Consider the following 12,398-nt stretch of genomic DNA (forward strand, 5'->3'; position numbering starts at 1 on the left):
CTATCGCCCCGTCCCGGCGTAGACGACGGCTTCTTCTTCGCCGCCGAGGTCGAATGCGGCGTGCAGGGCGCGCACCGCGTCGTCGAGTTCGGTGTCGCGGCACAGCACCGAGATACGGATCTCCGACGTGGAGATCAACTCGATGTTGACGCCGGCCTCACTGAGCGCCTCACAGAACGTGGCGGTGACGCCGGGATGCGACTTCATGCCCGCACCCACCAGCGAGACCTTGCCGATGTGATCGTCGTAGAGCAGATCGGTGAAGCCGATCTCCCGCTGCAGCTTGGTGAGCTTCTCGACACCGAGCGGTCCGAGCTCGCGCGGCAGGGTGAACGTGATGTCGGTCTTGCCGGTGTCGACCTTCGAGACGTTCTGGAGCACCATGTCGATGTTGATCTCCGCGTCGGCGACGGCACGGAAGACCCGCGCGGCGTAACCGGGCTTGTCGTCGAGCCCGACGACGGTGATCTTGGCCTCGCTGCGATCATGTGCGACGCCGGTGAGAATGGCTTCTTCCACGGGAATGTCCTCCATCGATCCGGTCACCACGGTGCCGGGTTTGGTCGAGTACGACGAGCGCACGTGAACGGGAACGTTGTAGCGACGGGCGTATTCGACGCAGCGCAGCATCAGCACTTTGGCACCGCAGGCGGCCAGTTCGAGCATCTCCTCGAAACTGACGGTGTCCAGCCGGCGGGCGTCGGGCACGATGCGCGGGTCCGCGGAGTAGACGCCGTCGACGTCGGTGTAGATCTCGCAGACATCCGCTTCGAGCGCCGCGGCGAGCGCGACCGCGGTGGTGTCGGAACCACCGCGTCCCAGCGTGGTGACGTCCTTCGTGTCCTGCGAGACGCCTTGGAATCCGGCGACAAGCACGATCTTGCCCTCGTCGAGGGCGCTGCGGACCCGGCCGGGGGTCACGTCGATGATCTTGGCCTTGCCGTGGCTGCTCGTCGTGATCACGCCGGCCTGCGAGCCGGTGAACGACTGCGCCTGCGCACCCATCGAGCTGATCGCCATGGCCACGAGCGAGTTGGAGATCCGCTCACCCGAGGTCAACAGCATGTCCATCTCGCGCGCCGGCGGCGCCGGATTGACCTGCTGGGCGAGGTCGAGCAGCTCATCGGTGGTGTCGCCCATCGCGGACACGACCACGACGACGTCGTTGCCCTGCTTCTTGGTCTCGACGATCCGCTCGGCGACGCGACGGATGCGTTCGGCCGTTGCGACCGAGGATCCGCCGTACTTCTGCACCACGAGGGCCACGTCGAGTTACCTCCTGCCGGCCGCGTCGGCCGGACCATAGACGTCAACTTGCCGGGACAACCTTACCGGGACCACGCCCGACGGCCTGATCTGGTCTCCGCGCCACCCATCGGCACCCGGACGATCCGATCCGCCCTAGGATCGCTCGGGTGGCCTCCCTTACCGACGTCGGCGATACCGGAAGCGGCGCCGACGGCCGGACCGGGAGCCGGTCCGACGCGGGTCGTCGACTGCGGACGCTGACCTCGGCGTTCTTCGGTCCGGTCGGCTCGTCGCCCGCCGGCCTCCGCAGACATCGCTGGTGGCTCGACGCGCTGCTCGTCTTCCTCGTCATCCGGGCGATCGGCATCCTGGTCCTGGCCCGATTCGTCGACCTCCGCGGGACCACGCTCGGCGACTCCCTGGCGGTGTGGGATGGGCAGTGGATGATCGCGATCGCGACCCACGGTTACGACGGCGTGCCCTACGCCCTCACAGACGCACGGGGGCTGCACACCGTCGACACGGCCTACGCCTTCTTCCCGGGATATCCGTACCTCGTCGGGTTGATCGCGAAATTGCCCGGGCTGAGCCCGTTCGGTGCCGCCCTCACGGTGAACCTGCTCCTGGGTTGTGTGGCCGCGGTCGGCGCGGCACGCCTGGGCATGGTGTGCGCGCGACTCATGGCCCGCCGGTCACCGGTCGGCCCGGCCCCCGAGCGGGGCACCGGACTCTTCCTGGTGGCGCTGTTCGCGGCGACGCCGATGTCGATCGTGCTGAACATGGCCTACACCGAGGCGCTGTTCTGCGCGCTCGCGGTGTGGGCGCTGGTCGGGGTCCTCGAGAAGCGCTGGCTCCTCGCCGGCGTCGTGGCCGCGATCTGCGGGTTGTGCCGGCCGACGGCGGCGGTCCTGATCGGGGTCGTGATGCTCGCGGCCGTCGTGTTCCTGTGGCAGGCACGCCGAACCACCGTCTCCCGAGGGGCACGGGTCCGCGCGATCGTCGCCATCCTGATCAGCCCCCTCGGCTATCTCGCATACCTCTGCGTGGTGTGGGCGCACACCGGATCACCGACCGGATGGTTCCGAATCCAGACCGAGGGGTGGGACACCCAGTTCGACTGGGGTGAGGCCGCTTTCCGGTTCGTCAACGAGATGCTCGTGCACTCGGCCGAGATCGCACCGGTTGCCACCGCGTGGATCGTCTTGAGCACGCTGGCGATGCTCGGCGTCGCGGTGTGGTCACGGATGCCGTGGCCGGTCCTGCTCTACGGCTCGCTGCTGGTCGCGCAGATCGTGCTGTCGAGCGGGCTGATGATGAGCAGGCCGCGGCTGCTCCTGCCCGCGTTCGTCCTGCTGATCCCGCTGGCGATGGCGCTCGCCCGGATGCGACCGGTCGTCGCCGGCCTGATCGTCGTGCCGATCGTGGTGGGCAGCTCGTGGTTCGGCGCGCACATGCTCACCGTGTTCCCCCACGCCATGTGAGAATCGCGCACCCCCACCCCCCGAGGAGCGCGGACTCACACCGCAGACGCCGCGAATCCCCGGCAGAGGTAGTCGATCCCGGTGTCGAGCCGCGCGCGGGGATCGAGGAGCCGGCCGGCATCGGGCCGCCCGGCCAGACGGGCGAGGTGCGACGGGACCTCGACCTCGGACTCTCCCGAGATCACCTCGGCGAGTCCGGCGGACGGGAGCAGCGAGTCGTCGTGCAGCAGTTGGTCGCTCACCGCAACCAGCGCCACACCGTGGACGAAACTCCAGACCGACAGCGCCATGTCGGTCGCGCGTTCGATGCCGACGCCGAGTTCCAGGAACCCCGCCGCGAGCCAATCGAGGCACGCCAGCGAATCCTCGCCATAGCTGTGCCGGGGCGACGAGTAGGCGAGGACGACCCATGGGTGCCGCGTGTAGAGCTCCCAGTCGACGTCGACGGCCACCTCGACCCGGGCGCGCCACCCGGGCGCGGTGTCCACCGGGTACGGGAACCGACGCCCCACCTCGGTCGACATCGCCTGCAGCAGCGCGTCCTTGTCCGCGACGTGGCGATAGAGCGACATCGCACCGACCCCGAGTCTCTCGGCAACCCGCCGCATCGACAGCGATCCGATGCCGTCGTCATCGGCGACGGCGATCGCGGCGTTCACGATCGTCGCGGGCGACAGCTTCGAGGTGTCGGACGTCACTTTCGGGTTCCTCCTGCTCAGAGCGGGAATAAAGCGATTGCGTACAGCGTACTCATCCCCGTACGCTGACCCGCGTACACCGTACGCGTAGGTAGCTGTCGTCTGCCGCGAAGGAGGAGCGATGTCCGCCCAGCTCGACCCGTCGAACCGGCTCCACCCGACCCCGGGTGCCGCCGACCGACGAACGTGGCTGGGACTGGCCGTGCTCACCCTGCCGGTGTTCCTGGTCTCGATGGACGTCTCGGTGCTGTACCTCGCCATCCCGTCGATCACCGATGCGCTCGCGCCGTCCGCGGCCCAGCAGCTGTGGATTCTCGACATCTACGGGTTCCTCATCGCCGGACTGCTCATCACGATGGGCAACGTCGGCGACCGCGTGGGGCGTCGTCGCATCCTGCTCGCCGGCGCCGGCCTCTTCGGCGTCGCTTCGGTCATCGCGGCCTTCGCTCCCACGGCCGGCATCCTGATCGCGGCGCGCGCCCTGATGGGCATCGGCGGCGCGACCCTGCTGCCGTCGAGCCTGTCGCTCATCGCCAACATGTTCCCCGACGCCCGCGAGCGCGGTCGCGCGATCGGCGTGTGGACCGCGGCGTTCGCCGGCGGCAGCGCGGTGGGCCCGGTCATCGGCGGCGTTCTGCTGCACCACTTCTGGTGGGGCGTGGTCTTCCTCATCAACGTTCCGGTGCTCGTCCTGCTCTTCGTCTTCGGCCCGCGCCTGATCCCGGAGTACCGGGCTGCGACCACCGATCCCTTCGACGTCCTCGGCGTCGTGCTCTCGATGGCCGGCATCCTCCCGCTGGTCTACGCGGTCAAGACGGTGGCGAGCGACGGCGCCACGACCGCCGTGGTCGTCGCGGGCGTGGTGGGTGCGGCTCTGCTCATCGCGTTCCTGCTGCACCAGCGGCGAATCGCGTCCCCGCTCCTCGACCTCAAACTGTTCGGCAACGCGCAGTTCAGCGGCGCGGTCGCCGTCGCGCTGATCGGCATGATGGCCCTCGGCGGCATGTCCTACCTGACCGGCGTCTATCTCCAGTCGGTCATGGGCCACGACGTCCTGGCCGCGGCCATCGCCGGCCTTCCGATGGCCGTCGCGGTGGCGGTGTTCTCCATCGGGGCGACCAGGGTCGCCGCCTTCCTGGGCACCCGGTTGGCCTTCGTCGGTTCCGTCGGCCTCGCGGCGGCGGGCAACCTCGGCATGCTGACCCTCGGCACCTCGTCTCCGGTCTGGGTGTACATCCTGTGCACGACGATCGCGGGCATCGGTTACGGCATCCAGTTCAGCCTGGTCTCCGTCGTGGTCGTCGGTTCGGTGCCCCCGGAACGATCGGGCGCCGCATCCGGTATCTCGGAGACGAGTTTCGAGCTCGGCACCGCGATGGGTCTGGCGCTTCTCGGATCGCTGGCCACCCTCGTGTTCCGGGACGGCGATCGCGGCTGGGCGTTCGGCGACACCCTCGGCGAGACGCTGCACCGCTCGGCCGACATGGGTCCGGCCGGCGAGGGTCTGGCCACGGCGGCGAAGCAGTCGTTCGTCGACGGCATGCATGCCGCATCGCTCGCGAGCGGTCTCGCCCTGCTCGTCCTGGGGACGATCCTGCTCGTCGTGATGCGCGACGAGCCGACCGATCCGCAGGCCGAGGTCGCCGACGTGCAGCTGCCCGACGGCGCTGATCCGGTCCCGCTCGCTTCGCTCCCGGCGACCGGTCCCGTCGGCGTGGGACGTACCGAGCCCTGACCGCGGACCGGGACGGCCCCGCGCCACTACCCTCGGGCGGATGCACGAATTGATCTCGGGACGCTGGAGCGCGCGCGGCTACGATCCCGCCGCGACCATCTCGGTCGACGACGTCGCCACCATCGTCGACGCCGGTCGCTGGGCACCCACCTGGGGCCGGGTGCAACCGGTGCGCTTCATCGTGGGCCTGCGCGACGACCCCACCTTCGCCGCCCTGAGCGGCGTCCTGACCCGCGGCAACTCGGGGTGGGCGCCGCGCTCGGCGGCGCTGGTCCTAGTCTGCACCACCGATGACCCCGACGACGCGAAGGCCCATACCTACGGGGCGGTCGACTGCGGACTTGCCGTCGCCCAGATGATCCTGCAGGCCGAGGCACTCGGTTTCAACGCTCATCCGATGGCCGGGTTCGACGCCGAGGCCGCCCGAGACGCTTTCGGGATCCCGGCCGGCCGACGGCCGCTGGTGTTGCTCGGCATCGGAGTGCTCGCCGCCGACGCGGCGTCGCTCCCCGAGGACATCCGCGCCCGCGACGAGAAGCCGCGCACCCGACTCCCCCTCGAAGAGGTCGCCTTCGCCGACCACTGGGGTCATGCCGCGTTCCCGGGCTCCGCGGACACCTGACCGGCGGATGTGACGAACGAGGCATATGAGGCAGAAGTGACTTGTGGTACTTCTTCTCCATGACTGTCTCACCTCCACGACGAGGACTTCTCCGTCGGCTGGGATCGCACCTCGCTCCCGTCGCCGCCGTCACGGCACTGTCGGCCGCGGCAGCGCTGTCCGTGCCGGCGACCGCGAACGCCGACGAGCCCTTCGGTCTCGAGTTCGACGGCGCGGCCGGCACGTTTCCGTCCGCCTTGCAGCACGAGACCGGCGCGGGCGGCTGGGGCAACAACGAGGTACAGAACTACACCGCCGACCGCCTCAACTCGCGTCTGGACGGCAACGGCAACCTGCTCATCGAGGCCCGCCGCGCCGCGACGGGCGGTTGGACCTCGGCCCGGCTGACCACCAAGGACAGCTTCGAGTTCACCTACGGGACGATCTCGGCGCGCCTCTCCCTGCCGCAGGGACGTGGACTGCACCCGGCGTTCTGGCTGCTCGGTGCCGACATCGACTCGGTCGGATATCCGGCGGCCGGCGAAATCGACGTCGCGGAGACGATCAACACCTCCGACTGGGTGCACGTGGGTGTGCACGGCCCCACGGCTCTGGGGACCGCCGCCGGGTCGCTCGACATCTCGCTCACCGACCTGCTCCCCGGACTCCCGCTGCCGGGCCCCCTCGCCGGCCGCTGGGAACGAGGTCATGACCTCACCGGCATCGACCCCGGCGACTTCCACGTCTATGCCGTGACCAAGACGTCGTCGCAGATCCGCTTCACCATCGACGGGAACGCGGTCCACACGATCAACAAGTCCTCGCTCACCGGCGATGAACGATGGGTCTTCGACAAGCCGATGTACGCATTGCTCAACGTGGCCGTCGGCGGGATCTGGCCCGGCCCTCCGTCGTCGACGACCCCGAGTCCGGCGACGATGACCGTCGACTGGTTGCGCTACACCCCCTGAGTCCGCCGACCCTCGTCCCACAACACTCCGCCCCCGAGCCGTTCGGCTCGGGGGCGGAGTGCGTATGCGTTGGGTGACAGTCGTTTACGCGACCAAGACCTGGTCGTCGTCGGTTGCCGAGGCACGCATGGTCTTGTCCTTCGTCTCGACGATCATGATCGTGCAGACCACGCTGAGCGCCGACAGACCGGCGAGCAGGACACCCACCCAGATGGCACCGGGACCGGCGATCAACGGGGCGGCGATCAGCGGCGGGATCGCCCCACCGAGGATGCCGGCCAGGTTGTAGCCCATTCCCGCACCGGTGTAGCGGTACCGCGCCTCGAACAGTTCGGGCAGGAGCGCACCGGCAGGCCCGTAGGCGATGCCGAAGATGAGCAGCGTGCCGAGGAGCCCGACGACGAATGCCAGGCCGCCGCCGACCTCGAGGATCGGGAACAGCACCAGCGTCCACGGAATAGCGATGGCACACGAGGTGAGGATGACCCGGCGACGCCCCACGCGGTCCGACCACACTGCCGAAGCCGCGGTCGACAGACCGAACACCACGGCCGCACCCATCCCGGCGGTCAGCACGAACGTCCGCGACAGCTCCAGCGACTTGGTGCCGTAGTTCGTGAGGAACGCGGTACCCATGTAGAACAGCGAGAACAGGCTCGCCAGCGCACCGCCGGCGATGAGGATCTCGCGCCACTGGTGCCGGAACGCGTCCAGGAACGGCAGGGCGGGGCCGTCGGTCGTGGCGGCGCCGGTCGCCTTGCGCTGCTGCGCCTCCCGGAACACCGGGGTCTCGGCGACCGCGAGCCTAACCCACAACCCGACAGCCACCAGCGCGAACGAGAGGATGAAGGGGATCCGCCAGCCGTAATCGAGGAAGGCCGAACTGGTCTCGCCGAGGGTCAGGCTCGCGATGAGGAAGGTCAGGCTCGAGAGGAAGAACGCGAAGGCCGGGCCGAGCTGAGGGAACATCGCGTACAGCCCACGCTTGCCCGGCGGGGCATATTCGGCGGTGAGAAGCGTTGCGCCCGCCCATTCCCCGCCGACGGCGAAGCCCTGCAGGAACCGCAGGAACACGAGGAGGATGGGGGCCGCGATACCGATGCCGGATTCGGCGAAGCCGAACACACCGGTCTCGTAACCGGGCAGAAGTCCGATCGCGACCGTCGCCAGTCCCATGATCAGCAGGGTCCACACCAGGGTGCGCTTGCGGCCGATCCGGTCGCCGAAGTGACCGAAGAGCATGGCGCCGACCGGGCGGGCGAAGAAGGCCACGGCGAAGGTCGCGAAGGAGGCGATCGTCCCGGTGACCTCGTCGGCGGACGGGAAGAACACCGTCGGGAACACCAGCGCGGCGGCGGTGCCGTAGATGAAGAAGTCGTAGAACTCGATGGTCGTACCGATGGAGCTCGCGGCGGCCACTCGTCGAAGGCTTGTGCGCTTGCCCTCCGGCGGGTCGGTCACCGGGGGCTCGGCGGGGATGGTCGTCACTGGCGTTCGTCCCTTTCTGCAGACGGCCGCGTGGGCGGCGCGCTATCCCGGACGACAACTCACCCGGGCGCCCCGTCGGCCGCATGGATGAATTGCGTCACTCACGCTGCCGACTGAGAGGCATGTCATAGTCTGGAATGCGAGCAGCTGGGGCGGCACCCCCCGAAGAGGGGGGAGCCGATCTGGGGCCTCACCTGCAGCTTTGGTCACTTCGTCGCCGGGGAGTACAGTCAGGCGCATGCAGCGCGCACTCCTCCTCGGTTGCCGCGGCGGGGTCTGAACCGACCGGCCCTCCGTCGCGGGGCCCAATCACGCGCCGGTCACTTTCCTTCCAGACACGGAGAATGACCACCATGGCACCAGCAGACAGCTTCACTTCCGGCGCCAGCCGAATCGTCGAGCCCGCGGGCCCGATTCCCGCCGGACAGCCCGTATGGAATCCGCAACGCAGTTCGGCGATGCCGGTTCACCGATACCGCCAGTTCGCCGATGAGGTCGAGAATGTGTCGGTTCCCGACCGCACCTGGCCCGACAAGGTCATCACCACCGCCCCGATGTGGTGCGCGGTCGACCTGCGCGACGGCAACCAAGCACTGATCGACCCGATGAGCCCGGCACGCAAGCGCCGCATGTTCGATCTTCTGGTCCGGATGGGTTACAAGGAGATCGAGGTCGGCTTCCCGTCCGCGAGTCAGACCGACTACGACTTCGTCCGCGAGATCATCGAGGACGGCGCCATCCCCGACGACGTGACGATCCAGGTCCTGACCCAGTGTCGCGACGAGCTGATCGAGCGCACCTTCGACGCCTGCCGCGGTGCCGCCAACGTCATCGTGCACTTCTACAACTCGACGTCGGTCCTGCAGCGGCGCGTCGTGTTCCGCGCGGACAAGGCGGCGATCACCAAGATCGCCACCGACGCCGCACACAAGGTGCTCGAGGTGCAGCAGAACTACCCCGACACCAACTGGCGCTACGAGTACTCCCCCGAGTCGTACACCGGTACCGAGCTGAGCTTCGCCAAGGAGGTGTGCGACGCGGTCACCGAGATCATCGCCCCCACACCCGAGCGGCCGATGATCCTCAACCTGCCGGCGACCGTCGAGATGGCGACTCCCAACGTCTACGCCGACTCGATCGAGTGGATGCACCGCAACCTCGCCCGGCGTGACTCGGTCATCCTGAGCCTGCATCCGCACAACGACCGCGGAACCGCCGTCGCCGCAGCCGAACTCGGCTACCAGGCGGGCGCCGACCGCATCGAGGGATGCCTGTTCGGCAACGGCGAGCGCACCGGCAACGTCTGCCTGGTCACCCTCGGCATGAACATGTTCAGCCGCGGTGTCGACCCCCAGATCAGCTTCTCCGACATCGACGAGATCCGCCGGACGGTCGAGTACTGCAACCAGCTGAACGTCCCCGAGCGCCATCCCTACGGCGGAGACCTGGTCTACACGGCCTTCTCGGGCAGCCATCAGGACGCCATCAACAAGGGTCTCGACCAGATGAAGGTCGACGCCGACGACGCCGATTCCGACGTCGACGACATCACCTGGGCCGTCCCGTATCTGCCGATCGACCCCAAGGACGTGGGCCGCAACTACGAAGCGGTCATCCGGGTGAACAGCCAGTCCGGCAAGGGTGGCGTCGCCTACATCATGAAGGCCGACCACGGCATGAATCTGCCGCGTCGTCTGCAGATCGAGTTCAGCCGCGAGATCCAGAAGATCACCGACGGCGAGGGTGGCGAGGTCAATCCGAAGGAGATGTGGGACGTCTTCGCGGAGAACTACCTGCATCCGATCTGGCCGCTGGAGCGCATCCGTCAGAAGGTCGACGCCGCGGAGGTCGACGGCGGCGACGACCACATCACCGCGGTCGTGAAGGTCGAGGGCAACGAGCGCGAGATCTCCGGCTCGGGCAACGGACCCTTGGCGGCGTTCGTCGACGCGCTGGGCACCGTCGGTTACGAGGTCCGGGTGCTCGATTACAGCGAGCACGCACTGACCGCGGGCGGCGACGCGAGCGCCGCGGCGTACGTGGAGACCGAGGTCAACGGCGAGACGGTGTGGGGTGTCGGGATCGCCTCGTCCATCACCACCGCGAGCCTGCGTGCAGTCGTGTCGGCGGTGAACCGCGCCTACCGGGTCGTCTCGGTGCCGGCCGCCGACGACGAGACCGCCCCGGGCACCTGGGCGCCCTGACCCCACCTTCCTCGAACCGCCGCCGTTCGGCTGATCTGGTCCGATCCGCCGAACGGCCGCGGGGTCGCGGGAACAAAACGGACCGGAGTTTCATTTAGAGGGTCATGAAGAACATCGGTTTCCTCTCGTTCGGCCACTGGTCGGACGCCCACGGGTCCCAGGTGCGGTCCGGGGCCGACACTTTGCTCCAGTCGATCGACCTGGCGGTGGCCGCCGAGGAACTCGGCGCCGACGGCGCGTACTTCCGGGTCCACCACTTCGCCCGACAGCTCGCCTCGCCGTTCCCGCTGCTGGCCGCAATCGGCGCGAAGACCAGCCGGATCGAGATCGGCACCGGGGTCATCGACATGCGGTACGAGAATCCGCTGTACATGGCCGAGGACGCCGGCGCCGCCGATCTCATCTCCGAGGGCAGGCTCCAGCTCGGCATCAGTCGCGGATCGCCAGAGCAGGTCATCGACGGGTACAAGTACTTCGGATACGTCCCGTCCGACGGCGAGACCGACGCCGACATGGCGCGTCAACACACCGAGGTCTTCCTGCGGGTCATCGAGGGCGGGGGTTTCGCGACCCCGAACCCGCGTCCGATGTTCCCCAATCCGCCCGGCCTGCTGCCCATCGAGCCGCAGTCGCCCGGTCTCCGGGATCGCATCTGGTGGGGTGCCGGGAGCCGGGCAACGGCTGAGTGGACCGCGCAGCAGGGCATGAACCTGATGAGTTCGACGCTGCTGACCGAGGACACCGGCGTGCCCTTCCACCAGTTGCAGGCCGAACAGATCCAGCGCTTCCGCAAGGCCTGGGCCGACGCCGGGCACCCGCGCGAGCCGCGAGTGTCCGTGAGCCGCAGCATCTTCGCGATCGTCGACGACCGCGACCGCGCCTACTTCGGCCGCGGCGGCGCCGAGTCGGACCAGGTCGGTGTGATCGACAACAGCGTGGCCCGGTTCGGCCGCAGCTACGCCGATGAGCCGGACAAGTTGATCGAGCAACTACGTGAGGACGAGGCGATCGCCGCGGCCGACACCCTGCTGCTGACGGTGCCGAATCAACTGGGTGTGGACTACAACGCGCATGTGCTCGAGTCGATCCTCACCCATGTTGCACCGGCGCTCGGATGGCGCTGACCCTCTGCTCCGTGGTCAGGGATTCGCCGGCGGCTCAGTTGCCGCCGGCGGGCGCCTCCTCACCCTGTCCGGGTAGCCCGGCTCCCAGGCCGCCGACATCGGTGATCGTCCAGTCGCCTGCCTTGTCGAGGGTGATGGTGTAGCTGGCAGTCGCCGTGACACCGTCCGGGGTCTGCCTGCTCTTGGAGTCCATGTCGACGAAAACCCGCACCACGTACCGATTTCCGTCGGTATGAGCGACGGTTGCGGCCAGCTTCTCGGCCGTGGAGACGTACTGCATCTGGGTCAGCAGCGGTGCGACCACGTCGACGGCGGTGCTCATCTTCTCCTTGAGCTGTTGGGTCACCCCGGTCTGCAAGGCCCCGCGCCACGCGTCGATGTCGGAGTAGTCGACCTTCGACACGTTCAGTGCATAGTCACCGGCCACCCGCTCGGCCTCCGCCTCGGTGGCGATCGTCGATGTCAGCACCGCCAGCTCGTCGTCGGAACCATCGGTGGCCCAGAGAGTTCCGAACACGACAGCGAGAATGGTCGCGATTGCCGCGACGGCACCGAGCACGGCGAACGGTCCACGCGTCCGGGCGCTCGCCCGCGGCGCGTCACCCGAACCCTTCTTCTTCGCCTTCCCGCCCTTCTTCCCGCCCTTGGCCGAGCCGCCCTTCGTCGACGTCGACCCCGGCGACTTGACCTTCGGCGCCTTGGTTTTCGCGGGTTTCGCGGCCCGTTCGGATACCTCGCGTGTGTCGTCCACGGCCACTGCCGGTCCACCGGTGTCGGTGTCGGTGTCCTTCTCGCCGGTGGTGTCCTCGACGCTGGGGTTCTCGTGCTGGCTCATGCTCGACTCCTTC

10 protein-coding genes are annotated in these 12,398 nt (G+C 68.4%); 6 read left to right on the plus strand and 4 right to left on the minus strand.

Annotated features, from left to right (window positions below):
- Entirely contained in the window at positions 1-1,266 is a 1,266-nt protein-coding gene (locus AB4Z55_RS25650; protein WP_101821024.1) for an aspartate kinase, read from the minus strand.
- Between the two features lie 149 nt (positions 1,267-1,415).
- Between AB4Z55_RS25650 and AB4Z55_RS25655 the strand changes: the two genes are divergently transcribed.
- A complete protein-coding gene (locus AB4Z55_RS25655; RefSeq protein ID WP_369520907.1) occupies positions 1,416-2,729 on the plus strand; it encodes a hypothetical protein in 1,314 nt (437 codons plus the stop codon).
- A gap of 35 nt (positions 2,730-2,764) precedes the next feature.
- On the opposite strand, the gene AB4Z55_RS25660 is transcribed toward AB4Z55_RS25655, so the two are convergent.
- Complete coding sequence (locus tag AB4Z55_RS25660) at positions 2,765-3,427, minus strand: TetR/AcrR family transcriptional regulator (protein ID WP_369520908.1); 663 nt, start codon at positions 3,425-3,427, stop codon at positions 2,765-2,767.
- Positions 3,428-3,548: 121 nt separating this feature from the next.
- Between AB4Z55_RS25660 and AB4Z55_RS25665 the strand changes: the two genes are divergently transcribed.
- From AB4Z55_RS25665 to AB4Z55_RS25675, 3 genes are read left to right on the plus strand one after another with little or no spacing between them, the layout of a single operon-like run.
- The gene (locus AB4Z55_RS25665; RefSeq protein ID WP_101821027.1) at positions 3,549-5,162 is read left to right on the plus strand and encodes an MFS transporter; all 1,614 of its coding nucleotides are present in this window, start codon (positions 3,549-3,551) and stop codon (positions 5,160-5,162) included.
- A gap of 40 nt (positions 5,163-5,202) precedes the next feature.
- Complete coding sequence (locus tag AB4Z55_RS25670; RefSeq protein WP_101821028.1) at positions 5,203-5,784, plus strand: nitroreductase family protein; 582 nt, start codon at positions 5,203-5,205, stop codon at positions 5,782-5,784.
- A gap of 59 nt (positions 5,785-5,843) precedes the next feature.
- The gene (locus tag AB4Z55_RS25675) at positions 5,844-6,734 is read left to right on the plus strand and encodes a glycoside hydrolase family 16 protein (RefSeq protein WP_101821053.1); all 891 of its coding nucleotides are present in this window, start codon (positions 5,844-5,846) and stop codon (positions 6,732-6,734) included.
- A gap of 84 nt (positions 6,735-6,818) precedes the next feature.
- Here the strand turns inward: AB4Z55_RS25675 and AB4Z55_RS25680 are convergent, their stop codons facing one another.
- Entirely contained in the window at positions 6,819-8,222 is a 1,404-nt protein-coding gene (locus AB4Z55_RS25680; RefSeq protein ID WP_101821029.1) for an MFS transporter, read from the minus strand.
- Positions 8,223-8,575: 353 nt separating this feature from the next.
- Here AB4Z55_RS25680 and leuA point away from each other — a divergent pair, with 353 nt between their 5' ends.
- Together leuA and AB4Z55_RS25690 are read left to right on the plus strand one after the other, a co-directional pair.
- Positions 8,576-10,426: a 2-isopropylmalate synthase gene (gene leuA / locus AB4Z55_RS25685; protein WP_004021616.1), complete on the plus strand. Its 1,851-nt coding sequence runs from the start codon at positions 8,576-8,578 to the stop codon at positions 10,424-10,426.
- A 104-nt stretch (positions 10,427-10,530) separates the two neighbouring features.
- Positions 10,531-11,550 carry an LLM class flavin-dependent oxidoreductase gene (locus AB4Z55_RS25690; RefSeq protein ID WP_369520909.1) on the plus strand — a complete coding sequence of 340 codons (1,020 nt, stop codon included), beginning with the start codon at positions 10,531-10,533 and terminating at the stop codon, positions 11,548-11,550.
- A 34-nt stretch (positions 11,551-11,584) separates the two neighbouring features.
- Here AB4Z55_RS25690 and AB4Z55_RS25695 read toward each other — a convergent pair whose 3' ends face one another.
- Positions 11,585-12,385 carry a hypothetical protein gene (locus AB4Z55_RS25695; RefSeq protein ID WP_369520910.1) on the minus strand — a complete coding sequence of 267 codons (801 nt, stop codon included), beginning with the start codon at positions 12,383-12,385 and terminating at the stop codon, positions 11,585-11,587.
- Positions 12,386-12,398 lie beyond the last annotated feature (13 nt).

Origin of the sequence: Gordonia sp. ABKF26 (assembly GCF_041103195.1) — a bacterium.
GTDB classification, from domain to species: Bacteria; Actinomycetota; Actinomycetes; order Mycobacteriales; family Mycobacteriaceae; genus Gordonia; species Gordonia terrae.